This window comes from Chryseobacterium sp. SIMBA_028, assembly GCF_046535285.1.
In the GTDB taxonomy this organism is placed as follows: domain Bacteria; phylum Bacteroidota; class Bacteroidia; order Flavobacteriales; family Weeksellaceae; genus Chryseobacterium.
On record NZ_JAWRWZ010000013.1, the window covers coordinates 100,092 to 121,418 of the forward strand.

The 21,327-nt window shown below is 34.4% G+C and carries 20 protein-coding genes; 5 read left to right on the plus strand and 15 right to left on the minus strand.

Going from position 1 to position 21,327, the window contains the following annotated elements:
- Positions 1 to 1,311, plus strand: coding sequence for an ABC transporter permease (locus SCA31_RS17660; RefSeq protein WP_410698317.1), 1,311 nt, complete (start codon positions 1 to 3; stop codon positions 1,309 to 1,311).
- A 115-nt stretch (positions 1,312 to 1,426) separates the two neighbouring features.
- On the opposite strand, the gene SCA31_RS17665 is transcribed toward SCA31_RS17660, so the two are convergent.
- The 8 genes from SCA31_RS17665 to SCA31_RS17700 form a co-directional block, all read right to left on the minus strand.
- On the minus strand, positions 1,427 to 2,098 hold the full coding sequence (locus SCA31_RS17665) for a porin family protein (RefSeq protein WP_410698318.1): 672 nt from the start codon (positions 2,096 to 2,098) through the stop codon (positions 1,427 to 1,429).
- A 17-nt stretch (positions 2,099 to 2,115) separates the two neighbouring features.
- Complete coding sequence (sucD, locus tag SCA31_RS17670) at positions 2,116 to 2,988, minus strand: succinate--CoA ligase subunit alpha (RefSeq protein WP_047488432.1); 873 nt, start codon at positions 2,986 to 2,988, stop codon at positions 2,116 to 2,118.
- 90 nt (positions 2,989 to 3,078) lie between these two features.
- Entirely contained in the window at positions 3,079 to 3,981 is a 903-nt protein-coding gene (locus tag SCA31_RS17675; RefSeq protein ID WP_410698320.1) for an LpxD N-terminal domain-containing protein, read from the minus strand.
- Between the two features lie 70 nt (positions 3,982 to 4,051).
- Positions 4,052 to 4,615: an elongation factor P gene (gene efp / locus SCA31_RS17680; RefSeq protein WP_076352561.1), complete on the minus strand. Its 564-nt coding sequence runs from the start codon at positions 4,613 to 4,615 to the stop codon at positions 4,052 to 4,054.
- A gap of 93 nt (positions 4,616 to 4,708) precedes the next feature.
- Positions 4,709 to 5,503, minus strand: coding sequence for an acyl-ACP--UDP-N-acetylglucosamine O-acyltransferase (gene lpxA, locus SCA31_RS17685; RefSeq protein ID WP_076352562.1), 795 nt, complete (start codon positions 5,501 to 5,503; stop codon positions 4,709 to 4,711).
- A complete protein-coding gene (locus SCA31_RS17690; RefSeq protein ID WP_076352563.1) occupies positions 5,504 to 6,901 on the minus strand; it encodes a bifunctional UDP-3-O-[3-hydroxymyristoyl] N-acetylglucosamine deacetylase/3-hydroxyacyl-ACP dehydratase in 1,398 nt (465 codons plus the stop codon).
- Complete coding sequence (gene lpxD, locus SCA31_RS17695) at positions 6,894 to 7,925, minus strand: UDP-3-O-(3-hydroxymyristoyl)glucosamine N-acyltransferase (protein WP_410698321.1); 1,032 nt, start codon at positions 7,923 to 7,925, stop codon at positions 6,894 to 6,896. The genes SCA31_RS17690 and lpxD overlap by 8 nt, the downstream gene beginning before the upstream one ends.
- Before the next feature lie 79 nt (positions 7,926 to 8,004).
- A complete protein-coding gene (locus SCA31_RS17700) occupies positions 8,005 to 9,222 on the minus strand; it encodes an HD domain-containing protein (protein WP_410698400.1) in 1,218 nt (405 codons plus the stop codon).
- Positions 9,223 to 9,492: 270 nt separating this feature from the next.
- On the opposite strand from SCA31_RS17700, the gene SCA31_RS17705 reads away from it, so the two are divergent.
- From SCA31_RS17705 to SCA31_RS17720, 4 genes are all read left to right on the plus strand, one after another.
- Positions 9,493 to 11,133: a S41 family peptidase gene (locus SCA31_RS17705; protein ID WP_410698323.1), complete on the plus strand. Its 1,641-nt coding sequence runs from the start codon at positions 9,493 to 9,495 to the stop codon at positions 11,131 to 11,133.
- A 131-nt stretch (positions 11,134 to 11,264) separates the two neighbouring features.
- Positions 11,265 to 12,809, plus strand: coding sequence for a bifunctional response regulator/alkaline phosphatase family protein (locus tag SCA31_RS17710; RefSeq protein ID WP_076352567.1), 1,545 nt, complete (start codon positions 11,265 to 11,267; stop codon positions 12,807 to 12,809).
- A 109-nt stretch (positions 12,810 to 12,918) separates the two neighbouring features.
- Complete coding sequence (locus SCA31_RS17715) at positions 12,919 to 13,296, plus strand: MliC family protein (RefSeq protein WP_410698325.1); 378 nt, start codon at positions 12,919 to 12,921, stop codon at positions 13,294 to 13,296.
- 89 nt (positions 13,297 to 13,385) lie between these two features.
- On the plus strand, positions 13,386 to 14,150 hold the full coding sequence (locus SCA31_RS17720) for an exodeoxyribonuclease III (protein WP_410698327.1): 765 nt from the start codon (positions 13,386 to 13,388) through the stop codon (positions 14,148 to 14,150).
- Between the two features lie 68 nt (positions 14,151 to 14,218).
- On the opposite strand, the gene SCA31_RS17725 is transcribed toward SCA31_RS17720, so the two are convergent.
- The 7 genes from SCA31_RS17725 to SCA31_RS17755 all read right to left on the minus strand — a co-directional run bounded on the left by SCA31_RS17725 (position 14,219) and on the right by SCA31_RS17755 (position 21,323).
- A complete protein-coding gene (locus SCA31_RS17725; RefSeq protein ID WP_106914920.1) occupies positions 14,219 to 14,590 on the minus strand; it encodes a septal ring lytic transglycosylase RlpA family protein in 372 nt (123 codons plus the stop codon).
- Positions 14,591 to 15,387: 797 nt separating this feature from the next.
- Positions 15,388 to 16,149: a hypothetical protein gene (locus SCA31_RS17730; RefSeq protein WP_410698329.1), complete on the minus strand. Its 762-nt coding sequence runs from the start codon at positions 16,147 to 16,149 to the stop codon at positions 15,388 to 15,390.
- 33 nt (positions 16,150 to 16,182) lie between these two features.
- The gene (locus SCA31_RS17735) at positions 16,183 to 16,836 is read right to left on the minus strand and encodes a hypothetical protein (RefSeq protein ID WP_410698331.1); all 654 of its coding nucleotides are present in this window, start codon (positions 16,834 to 16,836) and stop codon (positions 16,183 to 16,185) included.
- Positions 16,837 to 17,222: 386 nt separating this feature from the next.
- Positions 17,223 to 18,524 (minus strand): 30S ribosomal protein S12 methylthiotransferase RimO, encoded by a 1,302-nt coding sequence (gene rimO, locus SCA31_RS17740; protein WP_410698333.1) that lies wholly within the window; start codon positions 18,522 to 18,524, stop codon positions 17,223 to 17,225.
- A 96-nt stretch (positions 18,525 to 18,620) separates the two neighbouring features.
- A complete protein-coding gene (gene rfbC, locus SCA31_RS17745) occupies positions 18,621 to 19,166 on the minus strand; it encodes a dTDP-4-dehydrorhamnose 3,5-epimerase (protein WP_076352575.1) in 546 nt (181 codons plus the stop codon).
- 28 nt (positions 19,167 to 19,194) lie between these two features.
- Entirely contained in the window at positions 19,195 to 20,349 is a 1,155-nt protein-coding gene (locus SCA31_RS17750; protein WP_410698335.1) for a hypothetical protein, read from the minus strand.
- Positions 20,350 to 20,360: 11 nt separating this feature from the next.
- Positions 20,361 to 21,323, minus strand: a complete 963-nt coding sequence (locus tag SCA31_RS17755) for an MraY family glycosyltransferase (RefSeq protein WP_410698337.1) — start codon at positions 21,321 to 21,323, stop codon at positions 20,361 to 20,363.
- Between the last annotated feature and the right edge of the window lie 4 nt (positions 21,324 to 21,327).

Genomic DNA, 21,327 nt, shown 5'->3' on the forward strand with positions numbered 1-21,327 from the left:
ATGAATAATATTTTTTTAATTACAAAGAGGGAATTTCTTACTCAGGTTAAGAAAAAATCCTTTATCATATTGACTTTATTGGCTCCTGTTATGATTATTGCCTTTGGAGCAGTCATCGGATTAATGTTCAAAGCCAATGAATCTCACAGCGTTATTGAAGTTGTGGATAAAAGTGGATTGTTTACCAATCAGTTAAAATCCAATGATAAACTGAACTATGTCTTCGTTTCTGCGGCTGATGAGAAATCCAAGATTAATAATTTAAAAGGTAATGAATCTCTGGATGGGATTTTAATTTTACCGGAATTAAAAAGTCAGAATTTTGATGAGCTTGAGACAGGTACAAGGCTTGTAGTCAACAGTAAAATGGGATTCGATACTAAGCAGAAAATTGTTTCTGACATTACCAATGTTGTTAAGAAAGAAAAAATTAAGCAACTGGGGATACAGGAAGTACAGCTTAATGATCTTGATAAGAGCTTTAGCTTAAAAACCATTAATGTGGCTGATAATAACAAGGAAGATTCTGATCTTACTTTTGGAGTAAAATCCGGGCTTAGCATGGTATTAATGTATGTCACTTTTATGTTCATTATTATTTATGGGGTAAGAGTTATGCGAAGCGTTCTGGAGGAAAAAAACAACCGTGTTGTAGAGATCATCATCTCTTCGGTAAAGCCTTTTGAACTGATGATGGGTAAAATTTTAGGAGTAACATTGGTTGCATTGACACAATTCCTGATCTGGATTACCATGTCTGTCATTGGTGCATTGGTATTGAATACAGGCTTCTCTCCACTCCAGCAAAGCATTCCTGGTGGAAGCGAGCAGGTAACAAGTAAACTTGATATGGCACAACTTGCCACTCAGATTTCTCATAGTTTACTGGAAATGAATTTCCCATTGATTATTTTTGTATTCATTGTTTTCTTCCTTTTAGGATATATTTTCTACAGCTCCATTTATGCAGCCATTGGTTCTGCAGTAGATAATGAAACGGAGACTCAACAGTTTACTTTATTTGCTATTTTACCCTTAACGCTGGGAATGTATGGAAGCTTCTCATTGATGAACAATCCTGACGGTCCATTGGGCTTTTGGTTATCTATCATACCATTTACTTCACCGGTTGCCATGATTGCAAGAATACCATTTGGAGTTCCTGCATGGCAAATTGCTTTATCTATAGTATTACTATTGATAACAACCGTTTTCATGATATTCCTTGCTGGAAAAATCTATCGTGTAGGTATATTGATGTATGGCAATAAAGCCACCTTAAAAGAGCTTTGGAAGTGGATTAAAGGATGATAGTGAAAAAGGCTAAATTGCAAAAAAACTGAGTTTAAAATACCCAGGCTTATATAAAAAATAAAACTCCCGGAAATTAAAATTTCCGGGAGTTTTTATATTCTGAATAAATGATTTATTTGAATATGTAGCTTAAAGTAAGTGCAAGGACCTGCTCTGATTTTTTCTTATCAGTACCCTTAGTTTCTTTTGCAAGACCAGGGTAAGTATCTGACAGACCTAAATCATATTTTACAGCTACTTCGAGTTGTCTCTTATAGCTATACCCTACTCCCAGCCCTAGTCCCCAGTTAAAGCTTTTCGCTTTTCCGTTTACTCCTGGTGGTTGTGCGGGATCAGTAACATCCGGATCATAGTAAGATCTGCCTATAGGAGGATTCTTAACATCCTGACTTACCAAAAAATTGAATCTTGGCCCTAATAGACCAAAAAACTCTGATTCAGATTCTGAAAAGTATCCTTTAAAATACAAAGGTACACTTAGATAGTTATTTGCATATACTGCATCATAACCATCTCTTCCTTTCGCATCCTTATCTTTCCCGGTTTCTCCTGCACCATAGTACAAAACTTCCGGTTGGATAAAAAATTGATTTGCCTTTCCTACGGGAATTAAAGCCAAAGCACCACCTTGAAAAGTGTATCTAGGGCCTGAAGGATTATGGGCATTTGCTACTCTGGAATAGTTTAAACCTCCTGTAAGACCAAATCTTGTATTCTTCCATTGCACCTGGGCAAAGGAAAAAGCAGAAACAGCCAAAGCTGAGGCTAATAAAAGTTTTTTCATATGATTTGGGTTTTATATTATCCTAGGATCTTAGCTACAGTAGCACCGATATCAGCAGGAGAATCAACAACGTTGATACCATTCTCTCTCATGATTTCCATTTTTGCCTGAGCTGTATCTTCTGCACCACCTACGATAGCACCAGCGTGTCCCATTGTTCTTCCTTTTGGAGCTGTTTGTCCAGCGATAAATCCAACAACCGGCTTAGTAGATCCGCTTGCTTTGTACCATCTAGCAGCTTCAGCCTCTAGTCCACCACCAATTTCTCCAATCATTACAACAGCTTCAGTTTCAGGATCGTTGATGAACAATTCAAGAGCTTCTCTTGTAGTCGTTCCGATGATTGGGTCACCACCGATACCAATTGCAGTAGAAATACCGTAACCTGCTCTTACTACCTGATCAGCAGCTTCGTAAGTAAGGGTACCTGATTTTGAAACGATACCTACTTTTCCTTTTTTGAAAACGAAACCTGGCATAATACCAATTTTAGCTTCTTCAGAAGTAATGATTCCAGGGCAGTTTGGTCCGATTAATCTGCAGTCTCTGTCAGCAATATAAGATTTTACTTTTACCATATCAGCTACAGGAATACCTTCAGTAATACATACAATTACTTTGATCCCTGCTTCAGCAGCTTCCATGATAGCGTCTGCTGCAAATGCTGGTGGTACGAAAATAATACTTACGTTTGCTCCTGCTTTTTCAACAGCGTCAGCTACTGTATTAAATACCGGCTTTCCTAAGTGCTCGCTACCTCCTTTTCCTGGAGTAACACCACCTACTACATTGGTTCCGTATTCAATCATCTGGCTAGCATGGAAAGTACCTTCGTTCCCTGTAAATCCTTGTACAATTACTTTAGAATCTTTGTTTACTAAAATTGACATTTTATTGTTGTTTTAATTTATTTATTATTTTATTAATGCTCACAAATTTACTCAAATTTCTTTGATTTTGGATAAAACCTTTGGAATTGTTTATTTGAGATTTCTCAGTTTTACTTCTTTTTTCAGATATGTTTTGAAATCTTCGGCAAACATCCCGATATAGGTTCCTTTTTCAAGGTCCCTGTTCACTCCGGTTTTCCCTAAAATTACAGATCCACTCTCAATTTTGTTCCCTGAAGCAATACCCACTTGTCCCCATAATGTTACTTCATCTCCAATCACACAACATCCTGCAATTCCAACCTGAGAAGCTATTAGACATTTTTTTCCAATAATGGTATCATGTCCGATTTGAATTTGATTATCCAAAACTGACCCCTCTCCAATGATCGTAGAGTCTGTAACCCCTCTATCAATGGTACACCCATTACCAATTTCTACATTGTTCTCAATAACCACATTTCCTACTGAGATTAAACGGTCAAAATTCCTATTTAATTTTCTGTAATAAAAAGCATCACCCCCCAACACGGTATTGGACTGAATAATGACATTATCTCCAATAACTGATCTGTCACCAATGACAACGTTTGGAAAAATTAATGTGTTTTTTCCAATTTTCACATTGTTTCCGATAACAGCAGATGAATGAATTTTTGTTCCCTCACCAATTTCTACATCGTGAAGTTCTTCTGTAAAGTTATAGATTCTTGTAAAATGAGTATTGATCTTATTAAAATCCCTGAACGGATCATCAGAAACTAAAAGTGCTTTTCCTTCCGGACATTCCACTTCTTTATCAATCAAAATAATGGTTGCAGCAGAATTTAATGCTTTGTCATAATATTTGGGATGATTGACAAACACAATCTCTCCCGGCTTCACCATATGGATTTCGTTGGAACCTAGTACCTCAAAATCTTCTGGACCGACAAATTTGGAGCCTATTAAATCTGCAATTGTTTTAAGCTTTTGTGGAGAATGAAATCTCATAACAATAGATTTTCTTATAAAACAAAATTCGGAGTGCTAATGCAAACCGAATTTATGTAAATTTTATTTATTATTTTACTCTTTCTAAGTAGCTACCGTCTTCAGTGCTTACTTTAATTTTGTCTCCCGGCTCAATGAACAAAGGAACCATTACTCTTGCTCCTGTTTCAACGATTGCGTTTTTCAGAGCATTTGTAGCAGTATTTCCTTTTACTCCCGGATCAGCCTCAATAACATCTAAGTATACAGATTGAGGAAGTTCAGCAGAAAGTGGAGTTTCATCAGCTTCTTTCAAAATAATTGTAACTTCTTCACCTGCTTTCATCAAGTTTGAGTTTTCAATCATTTCTTTATTTAAATATAACTGAGAAAAATCATCGTTATTCATGAAGTGGAAACCATTCTCGTCATCATAAAGATACTGGAACTTTCTTGTGATTACTTTTACTTCATCAATCTTGTGACCTGCAGAGAATGTATTATCTAATACCTTTCCATTTGTCACAGACTTTAATTTTGTTCTTACGAATGCAGGGCCTTTGCCTGGTTTTACGTGAAGAAACTCAATTACTTTAAAAATATCGTTGCTATATTCGATGCAAAGACCTTTTCTGATATCGTTACTTGTTGCCATTAATATATAATTATTCTTTTATTTAGTTTTTTATTGGCTCCTATAAGCAAATGTGCTTCTCAGCTTTCTTCACCTTTTTGCCTTTTCAACTTATTAGTTGCTTTCTTTGGTGGTTCCGTAGCCTTTCACAATACCTCTTGGAGAGTTTTGGATAAACTGTAGAATTTCATCTCTTTCAGCAGTAGGAAGCATTTCTTTTTCAATGTATGCCAACGCTTGGGAAACGTTCATTTTCATTTGGAAAATTGTTCTGTAGATCTTTTGAATTTCGAAAATCTTCTCGTTAGTAAATCCTCTTCTTCTCAAACCTACGGAATTAATCCCTGCATAAGACATTGGTTCTCTAGCAACTTTCACGTAAGGTGGAATATCTTTTCTTACCAGAGTGCCCCCGGAAATCATTACATGTTTCCCAATTTTACCAAATTGGTGAACAGCCGATAAACCTCCCATTACAGTGTAATCTCCAATCTCCACATGTCCTGCAATACCACAACCGTTTACAATGATAACGTGATCTCCGATTACGCAGTCGTGTGCAATGTGTGAAGTAGCCATAATAAGGCAGTTAGCACCTATTTTAGTATGACCTAAGGCTTTTGTACCTCTGTTTACTGTAACACATTCTCTGATCGTTGTATCATCCCCGATAATTACCTGGGTGTCTTCACCATCAAATTTCAGATCCTGAGGAATTGCAGAGATTACAGTCCCGGGAAAAATCCTGCAATTTTTTCCTATTCTTGCCCCATCCATGATGGTAACATTTGGACCAATCCATGTTCCTTCTCCAATTTCTACGTCCCCTGCAATTGTAGTAAAAGGTTCTACAATTACATTTTTGCTGATTTTTGCGCGTTTATCTACGGCTGCTAATTGATGAATCATTTAATCAACTTTATTTTTTGCAACTTGAGCCATAAGCTCTGCTTCTACTGCCACTGTATCTCCTACATATCCGTATCCCTGCATGTGAACGATACCTCTTCTGATAGGCTCAATCAATTCAATTTTGAAGATAAGCGTATCTCCCGGAATTACTTTTCTCTTGAATTTCACTTTATCAATTTTAATAAAGTAAGTAGAATAGTTTTCTGGATCGGGAACACTTGCCAAGACTAAGATACCCCCTGTTTGAGCCAAAGCTTCAACCTGAAGAACTCCAGGCATTACAGGTTCCTTAGGGAAATGTCCCACGAAGAAAGGTTCATTCATTGTTACATTTTTCAGGCCTACTACATGAGAGTCTGAAAGTTCAAGAATCTTATCGATTAATAAGAACGGAGGTCTGTGAGGCATAAGCTTCATAATTCCGTTGATATCAAATACCGGCTCTTTAGTTAAATCAAAGTCCGGAACGTTTTTCTTTTTCTGCAATTTCCACTGACGGTTTAATTTTTTTGCAAATTGAGTATTTACAAAATGTCCTGGTTTGTTGGCAATAACCTTACCTTTTATTTTCACTCCTGCTAAGGCTAAATCACCAATTACATCCAGTAATTTATGTCTTGCAGCTTCGTTAGGATAGTTTAGGTTAAGATTATCTAGAATACCATTTGGTCTGATGGAAACATTATCCTTACCAAAGGCTTTCTTTAATTTTTCTGTAGTTTCCGGAGTAAGATCCTTATCTACGTACACGATCGCATTGGAGATATCTCCCCCTTTGATCAATCCGTGGTCTAAAAGCATTTCCAATTCATGTAAGAAACTGAATGTTCTTGCTGAAGAGATTTCGTCTTTAAACTCGGAGATATTTTTAAGAGTAGCGTTTTGAGTTCCTAAAACTTTAGTTCCAAAATCTACCATTGTTGTCACTTCATAAGTATCCGAAGGGATGATCGTGATTTCTGAACCTGTAGCCGGATCGCTGTACGTAAGAACTTCTTTCACAACCAGATATTCTCTGGCAATATTTTGATCCACAACCCCTACACTTTCGATAGCCTCTACAAAATATTTTGAAGATCCATCAAGGATAGGTGGCTCTGAAGCATCCATTTCCAACACTGCGTTGTCTATATCACAACCAACCAATGCTGCCAAAAGGTGCTCACAGGTAGTAATTTTTACGCCAAGCTTTTCTAATGTTGTACCTCTCTCTGTTGCTACTACATAATTAACATCAGCTTCAACCTGAGGATGTCCCTCCAAATCGGTTCTTACAAATACAAATCCCGTATTTTCCTTTGCGGGTTTGATGGTAAGTTTTACTTCTTTACCAGTATGAAGGCCTATTCCAGAAAGAGTTACCTCTTCCTGAAGCGTTTTTTGCATATCACTCATTAGTATTATCTTTTGAGTTATTCTCAAGATTATTTATTCTGTTGACTATTCCGGGTAAATTTCTGAAGTGAACATAGCTTCTCAAATAGTCATTATAACTGATTGCTGGTGAACCATACAAGGTTTCTCTATCGTTAACACTGGAGTTCACGCCACTCTGAGCCTGAATTTTCACTTGGTTTCCGATTTTGATATGTCCAACAACTCCTACCTGACCTCCAATTTGATTCCAATCCCCGATTGTAGTAGAACCTGCTATTCCTGCTTGCGCTGCAATTACATTATTCTGACCAATTTTCACATTGTGAGCAATCTGAATCAGGTTATCAATTTTTGTTCCTTTCCCAATGATGGTAGAGCCTATTGTAGCTCTGTCGATACTGCAGTTTGAACCAATTTCAACATCATCTTCAATAATGACATTTCCAAGCTGTGGAATTTTTTTAAACCCTTCAGCTGTCGGTTGAAACCCAAAACCATCACCTCCTACTACCGTATTAGAGTGAATCACACAATTATCTCCAATAATACAGTAATCGTAAATTCTGGCTCCACTGTCAATTTTACAGTTTTTACCAATTTTCACTCCTTTTCCTATATATACATGTGGATAGATCTGTGAACCCTCACCGATTTTAGCTTTTTCCGAAACATATGTAAATGCTCCTATATAAGCTCTATCACCTATTACTGCTGAATCATGAATGGATGATCCATCTTCAATACCCTCTTTTCTTCCTCTCATTTCCTGATACAAATTCATCAGAACCTGAAAAGATAAGTAGGCATCTTTTACGACAATTAAGGTAGGGGTATAACTATTTTCATTCAAAAGTTTTTCCGAAACGATGATAACAGAGCACTTTGAGGTATCCAAAAAATGAGAAAATCTATCTTGTGCTATAAAAGAAAGATGTCCTGATTCTCCATTTTCAATTGGAGAAACCCCTGTAATAAGTGCTGTCTCGTCACCTATTATTTTTCCGTCAATAAAACTTGCAATTTGCGAAGCTGTAAATTCCATATTCTGCAAAGATAAGAAATTCTATAATTTGCAAACATTTTTTGGTTTCAGATCGTAAATTTTAATATTATTTAAGAATCTAGTTAGAGATATCTCTCGGAAACATAAGGATATAGCGTGTTGTTTTATTCACCATTAATCCTGATAAAAGCTGATCTTCAGACTCATGAAGTTTCATTCTCCTGCCATTTTTTTGCAATAAATAGATTGGTTGCTTTTCAGTATCATAAGGTAAAAGCTTTCTTTTTATCTCCTGAACCAATTCTTTTCCGTTATGGATACCAAAAAATTCATTGGTATTTTTTACTTTTTCATTAATAATCTCTTCATTAAAAGGATGTGAAGAAATAATGGTTTTGGGGAGATTTCTCTGAATGACACTTTTACACCAATAAGACAACACAAAATCATCAGAGTTCTGCCATTCTTTCATTGCCTGAATAATGTCATTATCGTCTAATTGGGTAAATCTTTCTACATCTTCATTGGTTGCAGAACTTTTACTGCGGTATAAAAAGTATTTCAGATTATCCGTTGCAGGCAGCTCTGCTCCCTGAGAAATCAAATATTTTGCTCTTTCAAGAATCTTAACCAATAAAAACTCTGCAAGGGCTGATGTCTTATGGTAATATACCTGCCAATACATAAACATTCTGGCCGTTAAAAAGTTTTCAATAGAATATATACCTTTTGCATCAATAACCAGTTCACCTTCTTCACAGACATTCATCATGGAAATAATTCTTTGGGTATTAATATTTCCTTCCGAAACTCCTGTAAAAAAACTATCTCTATTCAGGTAATCCAGCCTGTCTACATCCAATTGAGATGAGATAAGCTGATTAAAGAATTTTCTGTGGTATTTTCCCTGAAACATTTCAATGGCCATGGATAGCTGCCCGCCAAATTCTTCGTTTAATTTATTCATGAGCAGCAACGAAAGATTTTCGTGGTGCCAGTCATCCATCAGCATACTTTCCAATGCGTGGGAAAACGGACCATGTCCTATATCATGCATTAAAATTGCCAACATTGCTCCTTTTTCCTCTTCTTCAGAGATTTTAACACCTTTCTGCCTTAATGTTTCCAGTGCTGTAAACATCAAATGCATAGCTCCCAAAGCATGATGAAACCTCGTATGCGTTGCTCCGGGAAAAATAAGGTTCAAAAGTCCTGTTTGTCCTATTCTTCTCAGTCTCTGGAAGTAAGGATGTTCAATAATATCAAATAAAATTTCGTGTGGAATTTTGATAAATCCGTGAACAGGATCGTTGATAATTTTTAGCTTATTCTGCATTGAATCGTCAATATTAGTAAACAAAGTTAGGGATTTTAAATTTTAGGAATGATTAAATTAGTGTTAATAGCTGGGATTAAAAAGTGGGAAGAGTGGAGAGCAAGGCTGGGTATTACCATGAGATGGGAGTTGCTCAAAATCAAAATTACTTACTGTATACAAAAATTATCCTCTTTTAACACTAACTTATCTATCCCATCAAATATTCTTCAAGAACCTTTGCATCTGTTATTTTTAAAATTTATCTTTGAGAAAACCCAATACCTTTTGATGAGAAAATATCTTTTTTTCATTTTATTATTTTTAAGTCTACATTGTTCTGCACAGATTTTATCTGAAAATCAAAAGCTAGAATCCCTCTGCAAGGTTTGGGGGTTTTTAAAATATTACCATCCCTATGTAGCAAAAGGTGAGATAAACTGGGATAAGCAGCTGCTCAAAAAAATCAATGAGATTGAAAATATTCATGATAAAACCGAACTCAACAATGTATATGCTGCCTGGCTTGATAGCCTGGGAAAAGTAGATGAGTGTAAAGAATGTTTACTCGTAGAGAACAAAACCTACTTTTTGAAAAATTTTGATCTTAGCTGGATAAACAATACCAGTATATTTACCGAGACTACTGCTCAAAAGCTTCGTTATATTGAACAGAATCGCAATATTGGAAATAATCATTACATAGGTAAAGGTGGAAGAAAAATATACTTCAAAAATGAAGATTCCTATGGGTCAAAATTTACTTCCAGCCCTATCAGTTTATTGGAATTATTCAGATACTGGAATTATGTAGAATATTTCTTTCCTTATAAATATGAAACGGATCAAAATTGGAATGATGTTCTGAGAGAAATGATTCCAAAATTTCTTGCTGTTCAAAATGATAAAGATTATCACTTGACTTTAGCAGAGTTGGTGGCAAAAATTGATGATTCCCACGCCTTTCTTTTTTCAACACTCATAAGCCTTAACCAGTATGGGAACAGAAAACTTCCTGTGGAGTATTCTTATGCAGAGGGAAAATTAATCATTACAAAAATCAATGCCAATCGATTTCATGAGAAAACACCTTTCAATTTAGGTGATGTTATTTATGATATCAATGGTAAAACCATTCCACAAATGGTCAACAGCTATGGGAAATATATTTCTGCATCCAATTCCTGGGGAAAGGTAAATAAGGTGAAAAGCAAGCTTCTTTTCAATAATATGGATTCAATTTCCGTTAAGTTGGAAAGAGATGGACAGAACATGGAGGTTATGGCTAAAACCTATTTCATTAAAGATATTGTCATTAAGAAGACTTCAGTTCCTCAAAAGTGGAAGTTTTGGGATCAGGAAAAGAAAATTGGATATGTCAACATGGGGGTGATCACCAAAGAAGACCTGGATGAAATGTACAGAAATCTAAGGTCTACCAACTCCATTATTTTTGATCTCAGAAATTATTCTAAGCTTACCATTCTACCATTAAGCGGGCTTTTGCTTCCGCAGACAACTACTTATTATCAATTCAATTTCCCGGAAACCAATTATCCTGGTAAATTTTACAGCAGAAAAAACAGTATAGGAAAAAAAAATCCTGAATATTATAAAGGAAATGTCATAGTTTTGGTAGATGAGAATACTCAAAGCCAGGCTGAAACCACCGCTATGATGTTCAAACAACACCCAAAATCAAAGATAATCGGAAGTAATACTTCGGGGGCCAACGGAGATATTATCAGATTTAAGATTGCGGATCTGGACACATGCTTCACCGGTCTTGGTGCTTATTATCCAGATGGAAGAGAAACGCAGAGAATTGGGATTATTCCCGACATCCTTATAAAGCCTACCGTAGGCGGAATCAAAAATGGAAAGGATGAAGTATTGGAAAGAGCTTTGATGTATATAAAAAACAATGAATAACAGAGGATATAGAGAAAATACCCTCACGGATTTTCATTTAACTAATATTTAACTTTTAAACTTTCGATTTTGTGAGATTTTAAAAGGAATTGGTCAACATTTTGATACAATAATCATGTAAAAAATAAATTATGTCAGAAAAGATATTATGGATCGATGATGAAATAGATTTACTTAAACCTCATATCGTATTTTTAGAGAAAAAAGGTTATCTGGTAACCCCTGTTAATAACGTGAACGAGGCTTTGGAACTTATGGATTCAGAAAAATTTGCTTTAACGCTCATTGATGAAAATATGCCTGGCATTTCCGGGTTGGAAGCCATCCCTATGATCAAGGAAAAAGATAATTCCTTAAAAATTGTAATGGTTACCAAAAGTGAAGAGGAACACATTATGGAAGAAGCTATCGGCTCACAGATTGCCGATTATATATTAAAACCTGTCAATCCTAACCAGATATTACTTTCCTTAAAGAAGAATCTTCAGGAGGACAACTTGGTAGAACAAAAAACCATTTTACAATATCAACAGGAATTCAGAAATCTTTCTATGGAACTTTCTTACTTGAGAACGTACCAGGAATGGGCAGAATATTATAAGAAGATTCTTAGCTGGGAAATTAAGTTTGATAAGGTTGCAGATAATGAGTTTGCAGATCTACTGCAATCTCAAAAAGAGGAAGCCAACATTCAGTTTGCGAAGTTTATTGAAAAAAATTATGAACATTGGCTGACTGATTCTGACAAGCCAATGATGAGCCACACACTTTTCAAGGAAAAGGTAAAGCCTGAAGTTGAAAAAGATAAAGTACTCTTATTGATGGTAGACAATCTTCGTTATGATCAATGGAAAGTTATTGAGCCTTTGTTTACGAAATATTACAATAAGGTTTCAGAAGATTATTACTATAGTATTCTTCCTACTGCTACACAATATGCAAGAAACTCTTTCTTTGCAGGATTAATGCCATCAGAAATTGAAAAACGTTTCCCTGAGAAATGGTTTAATGACAATGAAGAAGGAAACAAGAATGAGTTTGAACGTGATTTCTTGGAAGATCAGATGAAAAGAATTGGCATTGGAAACAAATCCATGAAGTATCTTAAAGTACTGAATGCTGATTTTGAAAGAAAAATATATGACGATTTTAATCAACATAAAAACAATGACCTGCTGGTAATTGTATATAACTTTATCGATATCCTTTCTCACGCAAAAACCGACAATCATATTGTAGATCAACTTATTCGTGATGATAAAACTTTCCGATCATTAACCTTTAACTGGTTTGAAAATTCTTCATTGCTGAAGATCATTAAAGCAGCCGCTGAAAATGGTTATAAACTAGTCATTACAACAGACCACGGAACAGTTTACGTTAAAAAACCAAGTAAAGTTGTTGGAGACAGAGAAACCTCTACTAATATCCGATATAAAACCGGTAAAAGTTTAACGTATGATGATAGCGATGTATGGGCTATTACCAATCCGGAAAAACTTTTCCTTCCAAAAGGAAACCTAAGCTCAAAATATATCTTTGCTAAAAACAATATATTTCTGGCTTATCCAAAGAACTACAATCATTTTGTAAATTACTATAAAGAAACCTACCAGCATGGTGGAATTTCACTGGAAGAATGTATTATTCCGATCAGTGTTTTAGAACCTAAATAGTTTATTTAATTTATATTTAAAAGCGGAAAAAATCAATAGATTTTTTCCGCTTCTTTTTTAAGGCATTCAATTTGCATGATAAGAAACATCCATAAATAAATATAAACCTATGAAAAGAACCATTTTTATTACCGCAACACTTACGGCATTATTTTTAACTTCATGTAATAAAGAAAAGAGTGCAATAGATTCTTCATCGGCAACTACAGACAGCATTGCGTCAAAACCATCTGATTCAGGAGCTGTTTCCGGCAGTAATGATGAAATTGTAAAAAGTACATCTAAAGACAGTAGTGGAAAAACATTGGATATGACTTTCAATAACACTAAAAATACAGCTACTGTAGTATTTAATAATGAAACGATTGAATTACAGGGGCAAAAGCCTGCATCTGGGATCTGGTATAAGAATGACCATTATGAACTTAGAGGAAAAGGTGAAGAAATTGAACTGACAAAAGACGGTAAAACAGTTTTTAAAAAATAAAATATCTTATTAAAAAATAAAAAAGTCGGTTTTGAAATTCAGAACCGACTTTTTTATTTTCCTACATTTGAAAAAATTTATTATTCTTTATGAAATTAATCACCTACAATGTCAATGGAATCAGGGCAGCTTTTACCAAGGATTTTCTGGGCTGGCTAAAAATTGCTGATCCGGATATTATCTGCATTCAGGAAAGCAAGGCCGGAAATGATCAGATAGATATCGAAAGTCTTGAAAAATCAGGATATCATAGTTATTGGCATTCAGCAGTAAGAAAAGGCTATAGCGGGGTCGGAATCGCCTCAAAAATAAAACCTAACCATATAGAGTATGGTTGTGGTATTGAAAGCTATGATAATGAAGGAAGAATCATTCGTGCCGATTTTGACGGATACTCTGTTATTTCAGTATATGTCCCCTCTGCTTCCAATATTGAAAGGCTTGAATTTAAAATGCAGTTTTGCCATGACTTTCTGACGTATATCAAAAATTTAAAAAAGGAAATTCCGAATCTTATCATTTCCGGAGATTTCAATATTTGTCATGAAGCTATCGATATTCACAATCCTGAGGGGTTAAAGAATGTTTCAGGGTTTCTTCCTATGGAAAGAGAGTGGATGACCAATTTCATGAATGAGTGTGAACTAATAGACAGTTTCAGGTTTTTCAATAATGATCCTGACAATTATACATGGTGGAGTTACAGACAAAATTCAAGGGCTAGAAACAAAGGCTGGAGACTGGATTATAACTTTACTTCTTATAGTTTAAAGGACAAGCTTAGCAGAGCTGTTATTTTAAAGGAAGCGGTACATTCAGATCATTGTCCCGCATTATTGGAATTGGATGTATAATACCCCATACATCTATAAACGCAAAAGCCAGCTGAATCAGCTGGCTTTTCATAATTTAAATCATAAGATTAATCGACAATTTCATATTCGACCGGAATGGTACCATGGTTGATATCTCCGATCTCATCGAACGCAGCTTTAGACATGTCTAAAGATCTTGATGAATGGAAAGGTCCTCTGTCATTGATCCTCACTATTACTTCTTTACCATTCTTAAGGTTAGTAACCTTAACGTTTGTTCCAAAAGGAAGCGTTCTGTTTGCTGCAGTAAACTTTGAGTTATCAAAGATTTCTCCGCTAGCAGTTTTTCTACCGTTAAATTTATCGTGGTAGTACGATGCATAACTTGTTTTTTTCGCATCTAAGGCGTTATTCGTAAAAGAATAAATACCTAAGGTTGAAATCATCATTATGATTACGAGAATGAATCTTTTCATCATTTTGAACTTTTATTGGTTTTGACAGGGCAAAAGTATCAGGAATCTCATTAACTCCCTATTTCAATTGTTAAAAACTGTTAACAAAAACCAAAACATATGTTAATTGAACTTGTAACCTCCTATGAATAGGGATTTTAAAGCACACTGTTAAAAAGTGTTAAAAAAACAAGCGAAACGTTAATATATTTAACTAATTTATGCGTAATTTAAAAAAATAAATATCATAAAACACTAACAACCAATGTCTTAATAAATTTACAAAATTATAAGAATATAAATAAAATCGACTTTAAGAATAAAAACATTTAAGACATTCAATATGTTTAAAAGCCCTGATAGAAGTCTTTTATGGACATAAAGCCTAAACTCATATTTTTTTTTAACAGCAATGTTAACAGCAAAAAATAGACTTTTTGAATTTCAACTTAATTTTTAAAGTCAATTTAGATCATCAGGATCGTAAAAAAGATCATTTTCTCTAAATATATTCTTCAAAAATAAGTTTTTACAATCAACTTAAAAAGTTTTTCATTGAAAATATAGCAAAATTTACACTCAATATATTTTAAAAAACCACAGATTATAAAACAATAAAAGGAGTTGATATACTCCATCATATAGCTTTGAAAAACAGACTTAAATTAGATATTTTATTCACTCTAAGTGTTTCATAGAAATAATGAATTTAAGAGTACTTAAATCTTTTAAACAGCATTCATGATTCTCTTCAATATATTGAAAACAAAAAAACCAATGAGTAAATCATTGGTTTTCATTATATAATTAAGATATAAATCTTATTTAATGTATTCTAATACATAATCATAAGTATCAGGAGGATAAACTACAGACATGCTTGGGGAACCTGTAACAGCATTACTTGTAGCACCTACGTTATAAGAATAAAGGTCTCTAGAATAAACTACTTTATTTCCTGTACCTGTAGCCTTATAAATGGTAATACCATATAAAGAAGTCATTCCTGAAGGAGACGGAATACTCACTGTAGTGGATGTACCATTAGCAGTAAAAGATCCTTTGATAGCATAAACTTGCTTATCAACACCTGGACTAACATTTATAATTGTATTTGTAGTTGTTTCAGCAGTTCCGATTGTTACTTTTGGAGAAGCACCAATTGCAACCCATCTACCTGTTGTTACAGAAAAGTTTCCTGAAGTAGGTCCTGCAGTTGGATTAGAGAAATAATAAAATCCAGGTGTAACAGCCTGAGCTCCGACTCCTGAACCCGCAGCTGGAGTGTTACCAGTTCCTGTATTATAAACAATCATACCATCATAGGCAGTAGGAAAGTTATCTTCATCACCTACTGGTGATGCAAATGTAAAGTTTGTTAAGTTTGTTCTAGGAAAAACTAATCCTTTTCCATCTGTAGTGTTAGTATCATCACTAAATCCATTCGTTGCACCAGAAGCATCCATAAATGGAGCCTGCCCTTGGATATTACCACTGGCAAAACCATTCGTTCTTAACTGAGCATTAGAATATTGGAACATTGCAAATGTAGAGGCAACTATTAGTATAAATTTTTTATTCATGACTTAAATGTGTATAAAAGTTATTAAGATAAATTATTGTGCCGAGAAAGATTGCCAGTTTGTACCGTCAGAAATAAAAGCAATACCTCTACCAGCAGCCTGAATAGCATTTACAGAAGTAGAACTCATTCCATTAATAGAAATATTTGATGTTCCAATTCTAACAAGTGTCAAGGTTTTCCCTTTATTAGATGCATTTGCAGGGAAAGCGGTTAAGTCAGCAGTGTTTCCTGTAAGAAAAACATAACCATTAAGGTCTGTAGCTGTAAAATCGTTTCCAGTACTGGAAATTCTAATGTTAGGTGCAGAAATTACTCCGCCTCCGCCTCCTAGTGCTTTCCAAACATTGTTACCAGATGTACCATCATAGTAGTAAAATCCAGTTGCTGTAACATTTACTGTTTTACCAGTTCCATTACCTCCTAAAGCAGTTACAAACACAAGGGCTCCATTCTGAGCACTTGGGGTTGCAGCACCATCAGCATAAGCTGTGTTTTTAGCTTCTAATTCAGCTCTTGACAAACGAGGGACTAATAAGGCATCAGGTCTAGCATTATCTGTAGTATTAGCTACTACATCTAAAGTCGCGGCAGGTGTGGTTGTGTTAATCCCCACTCGCCCCTGTTGAGCCTTAGAAAGGGCCGAAAGGCCAACAAGCATAATTGCTGTTAATAAAAATTTTTTCATAAGTTTTTAAAGATTTTAATTACATTATTTTTCATCAATATTTCCAAAAGAGGAAGACACATCTCAACTTGTTATTAGTATAAGCCAAAATAAATAAAAAAATCACTTATTTTCTTAGTGTTTTTAGCTCTATTTAAACAAATAACTTATTGAAAGCATATGATTTAAAAACATTGCTTATGTGCAAATTTAAGACATAATTTTTTAATTTATATACTTTATAAAAAGAAATTAAAAAATCTTAATATACAAAAATAACAAATAACTGAAAATCAAACACATAAATATTTAATCATTTAAGCCATTTATGTTAAATTCAAGTAATATTTCAAATTTTTACATTTAAAAAAATATCACTTCATTACTGATTAATAGGAATTTATATTTTAGGCTAATTCACCATATAAGTCAAATTCTTCTGCTGAAGTAATCTTAACATCCGCAAACTCTCCAATAGAGATATAGGTATCTTCAGCTGATACTAAAACTGTGTTATCTACATCTGGAGAATCATACTCTGTTCTTCCGATAAAATAATTTCCTTCCTTACGATCAAAGACACATCTGAATGTTTTACCTACTTTTTCCTGGTTCTTTTCCCAAGAAATTTGAGACTGCAATTCCATGATTTCCTCTACTCTTGCTTCTTTGACTTCCTGCGGAATATCATCCTCTAATACGTGTGCTGTAGTATTTTCCTCATGGGAATAAGTGAAGCATCCTAATCTGTCAAATTTCTGCTCTCTAACCCAATCCTTAAGTTCTTGGAATCTTTCTTCCGTTTCACCCGGATATCCTACAATAAGGGTTGTTCTAATAGCCATATCAGGAACTTTCTCTCTAAACTTGGCCAAAAGCGCATCTGTTTTTTCATGAGTTGTTCCTCTCTTCATGGATTTCAACAAGTCAGAATTGATGTGTTGAAGCGGAATATCTATATAGTTACAAACCTTAGGTTCTTCACGAATAATATCCAAAACATCTTCTGGAAATCCGCTTGGAAAAGCATAATGAAGACGGATCCATTCCACTCCCTCTACTTTCACCAACTCTTTTAATAGGTCTCCTAAAGCACGTTTTTTATAAAGATCCAACCCATAGTAAGTAAGATCCTGTGCAATAAGAATTAATTCTTTTGTTCCTTTTTTTGCTAATTTCTGAGCCTCTGTTACCAACTTTTCGATAGGGGTAGAAATATGCCCACCTCTCATTAATGGAATAGCGCAGAAAGAACAAGGTCTGTCACAACCTTCAGAAATTTTCAGGTACGCATAATGCTTTGGAGTAGTGGTTAATCTTTCCCCAACCAATTCATGCTTGTAATCTGCACCAAGATGCTTTAATAAAATAGGAAGATCCCTTGTTCCAAAATACTGGTCTACATCAGGAATTTCTCTCACCAAATCCGGCTTATATCTTTCGGAAAGGCAGCCTGTAACAAATACCTTTTCTACTTCACCTCTGTTTTTGGCTTCAACATAATCAAGGATCGTATTGATAGATTCTTCTTTTGCGTTATCTATGAATCCACAAGTATTGATAACCACAATATCTCCGCGGTCTTCATGAACCACTTCCTTGCCATTGGCTTTCAGTTGGCTCATTAATACTTCAGAATCATATACATTCTTGGAACATCCAAGAGTAACTACATTGATTTTCTTCTTCCCTACAGATTTTGTACGCATCTTTTTGATTTTGAGTCTGCAAAGATACAAAATATTGAATAGTAACGATTATAAAAATAAAAACCACCTTAAAAAAGTGGTTTTCAATATTATACTTTAAAAGTTTTTTTCTTTAAAACTTGGTGCATTTTCATCTTTTTCTGATAAAACAGCATCTTTTTCATCAATTTTCCAGTCAATACCTATATCCGGGTCATTAAACTTCACACTGCCTTCTGATTCTTTGTTATAAAAGTTATCACATTTATAAGAAAATACAGCATGGGTACTCAATACGGAGAATCCGTGTCCAAAGCCTCTAGGAACATAAAGCTGTAACTTATTTTCAGCTGTAAGTTCAATACCAAACCATTTCCCGAAAGTTGGAGAGTCTTCTCTAAGGTCTACGGCAACATCCCATACACTCCCTTCAAGGCATGATACCAATTTGGCCTGTGCGTGTTCTCCTTTCTGGAGGTGTAATCCTCTTAAAACACCATAAGAAGATTTAGAAATATTGTCCTGAACAAAATGTCCATTCATTCCCGTAAGTTCCTCAAACCTTTTTTCGTTGTATTTTTCAAAAAAGTACCCTCTATCATCTTCGAATACGGTAGGCTCTATAATGTAACAGTCTTTAAGTGGAGTTTCTTTTATTTTCATTATTAATTTTTATGAAATTATCTTCTTTTTAATATTTAAGAATTAGCAAATCACCTTTTCCTATTGAGAATGACTTCGAAATATTTTTCTTGAATGGAACCGCTTTCTGGTTTTTGTTGATTATATTAAAATCTCTTTTCGAAGAAATACTTATGTTATTTACCTTAGAAAGGTCTTTATTAACAAAAACAATATAGCGGCTATTTCCATTTCTAATTCTAGAAATCAACAGATCTTTACCTGAATTCAGTTTCAGTTCTGTGAAGTCATTTTTGAACAATGTTGTTCTTTCAAGTTTTTCAGTATGGTATACTTTTTCAACAGTTGAATTATAAAAAACGGGTGAAACGGCTTTAATTTCAGAGCTGATCACACTTACATTATCATAACCTGTCTGTTTTACTCCTCTACTGTTTATGGGTCCATTAAAATAATCCTTTTCAGGCATCCAATAGGTAAAATACTGTATTCCTTGTGCTCCGTATGCTAGGTTAGTAAATGCCTGTAATCTTAAATCTTCAATTGTGATTTTTTCATTTTGATCACTATAAGATGTCGTTTTTGCAAATGCCCAAAAGTTAGCCCCTTTACTTTTGGTATATTCTGAAAATACTTCCAAGTTGCTATACCAATTGGGTTTTACTACTCCATTATATATTGGATAAAAATCAAAAGAATAAATTTTTAAATTAAAATTTTTAAAAAATTGATCAAGATAGTCCTTATAGTTGTTTGCTCCTAAAAGATTGGCAGGTGCGTCTATAGGAAACAAGTTAATGTAAAAAATATGTTTGTTGTCTATAGAACTAATCTGCCTGTGTATTCTCTTCAGCGTTTCAAATTCTTTCACCCCTGGTTCATCTGCCAAAAAATAGCCAGCCAACCCAGGATGATTCATCATCCTTTTTGCAGTTTCTTCAGGTGCATCAAACATTTCCGGGCAATTGAGAAGCAACTTTACGCCGTTCTTTTCTGCCAAATCCAAAGCTTTAATAGCATCATTTAATGAATGAAAACCAACATGATTAATTGTAATCCCAGCATTCACAAGCTGTTTATAAGTATTCGCATTAGTAAAACCAGACGGAACTCCATTCCAAGCAACGACTTGTATCTGGTTGGTTTGAGAAAATACTAATTTGAAAAAAAATAAAATGAGAAATAAGGTATACGTTTTTTTCATTTTTACTATTTCTATAAATTATACTCTTTCTTTAGCTTCAATTTTAGACCCAGGTATATACAACCTATAGGGATAAATATAATTAAAGCAATAGCCCAATCTGGCAATTGTGAATGAATTAAAAATATATTCACAAATAGCTGACAAAGAGCATACACAGAACTAATGACTAAATGAGAAATCTTTTTTTCATTGGCAAAAAGCTGATACAAGTGTCTTCTGTGAGCTTCAAAAATATTTTCTTTTAATAATAACCTTTCCATTATGGTCAGTACAACCTCCAATCCATAGATTGATAGAAGCAGAATATATTTATACTCTCCTGTCCTCATAATTAAAAGGGTAATGAGCCCAATTACCCAAAAGCCTATCCCCATGCTTCCTACATCTCCAGCAAAGCATTTTGCTTTTTTTCTGAAATTAAAAAAAAGAAAAACAAGGCATGCCAATATAGGATAATATATAAAGTTATAATCTGTAAACTGGACAACTTCTTTATTGATATAAGCTAAAGAACCTAAGGTAACAAGACTATACAATCCTGTTATACCATTAATACCGTCCATAAAGTTGTAGGCATTCAGGGTTCCGATAATCATAACAAATAAAATGGGCCATGCCCAAAAAGGAACCATTTCAAAAGCTCCTGTAAAATATAGTAATAATACAACGGCTATTAGGTGAATGGAAAGTCTTATTCTATTGGATAAAGTCTTAATATCATCAATAAAGCTTACCGTACAAATAGCAAGTAATCCGAGTCCAAAGGTCCAATATCCTTCCAGCGTCTCATTAAAGTTTAAAATACAAAACAAAATAAAAGTGAGTGGAAAAATAATTCCTCCTCCTCTAAGTGTCATTTGCGTATGAGCACTTCTGTGATTAGGCTTATCAATAATATTGAACTTATCTGCTATCTTAAAATATAAAAGTTCTAATGCAAAAAGAACAACAATGATGAATAAATACTGCATAGAC

Coding starts and splice junctions, on each gene's coding strand:
- sucD (WP_047488432.1), bottom strand. CDS start 2,988: ATGTCAATTTTAGTAAACAAAGATTCTAAAGTAATTGTACAAGGATTT.
- rfbC (WP_076352575.1), bottom strand. CDS start 19,166: ATGAAAATAAAAGAAACTCCACTTAAAGACTGTTACATTATAGAGCCT.
- SCA31_RS17700 (WP_410698400.1), bottom strand. CDS start 9,222: ATGCAGAATAAGCTAAAAATTATCAACGATCCTGTTCACGGATTTATC.
- efp (WP_076352561.1), bottom strand. CDS start 4,615: ATGGCAACAAGTAACGATATCAGAAAAGGTCTTTGCATCGAATATAGC.
- SCA31_RS17720 (WP_410698327.1), top strand. CDS start 13,386: ATGAAATTAATCACCTACAATGTCAATGGAATCAGGGCAGCTTTTACC.
- SCA31_RS17725 (WP_106914920.1), bottom strand. CDS start 14,590: ATGATGAAAAGATTCATTCTCGTAATCATAATGATGATTTCAACCTTA.
- rimO (WP_410698333.1), bottom strand. CDS start 18,524: ATGCGTACAAAATCTGTAGGGAAGAAGAAAATCAATGTAGTTACTCTT.
- SCA31_RS17665 (WP_410698318.1), bottom strand. CDS start 2,098: ATGAAAAAACTTTTATTAGCCTCAGCTTTGGCTGTTTCTGCTTTTTCC.
- SCA31_RS17705 (WP_410698323.1), top strand. CDS start 9,493: ATGAGAAAATATCTTTTTTTCATTTTATTATTTTTAAGTCTACATTGT.
- SCA31_RS17675 (WP_410698320.1), bottom strand. CDS start 3,981: ATGAGATTTCATTCTCCACAAAAGCTTAAAACAATTGCAGATTTAATA.
- SCA31_RS17715 (WP_410698325.1), top strand. CDS start 12,919: ATGAAAAGAACCATTTTTATTACCGCAACACTTACGGCATTATTTTTA.
- SCA31_RS17730 (WP_410698329.1), bottom strand. CDS start 16,149: ATGAATAAAAAATTTATACTAATAGTTGCCTCTACATTTGCAATGTTC.
- SCA31_RS17710 (WP_076352567.1), top strand. CDS start 11,265: ATGTCAGAAAAGATATTATGGATCGATGATGAAATAGATTTACTTAAA.
- SCA31_RS17750 (WP_410698335.1), bottom strand. CDS start 20,349: ATGAAAAAAACGTATACCTTATTTCTCATTTTATTTTTTTTCAAATTA.
- SCA31_RS17755 (WP_410698337.1), bottom strand. CDS start 21,323: ATGCAGTATTTATTCATCATTGTTGTTCTTTTTGCATTAGAACTTTTA.
- lpxA (WP_076352562.1), bottom strand. CDS start 5,503: ATGATTCATCAATTAGCAGCCGTAGATAAACGCGCAAAAATCAGCAAA.
- SCA31_RS17660 (WP_410698317.1), top strand. CDS start 1: ATGAATAATATTTTTTTAATTACAAAGAGGGAATTTCTTACTCAGGTT.
- SCA31_RS17735 (WP_410698331.1), bottom strand. CDS start 16,836: ATGAAAAAATTTTTATTAACAGCAATTATGCTTGTTGGCCTTTCGGCC.
- SCA31_RS17690 (WP_076352563.1), bottom strand. CDS start 6,901: ATGAGTGATATGCAAAAAACGCTTCAGGAAGAGGTAACTCTTTCTGGA.
- lpxD (WP_410698321.1), bottom strand. CDS start 7,925: ATGGAATTTACAGCTTCGCAAATTGCAAGTTTTATTGACGGAAAAATA.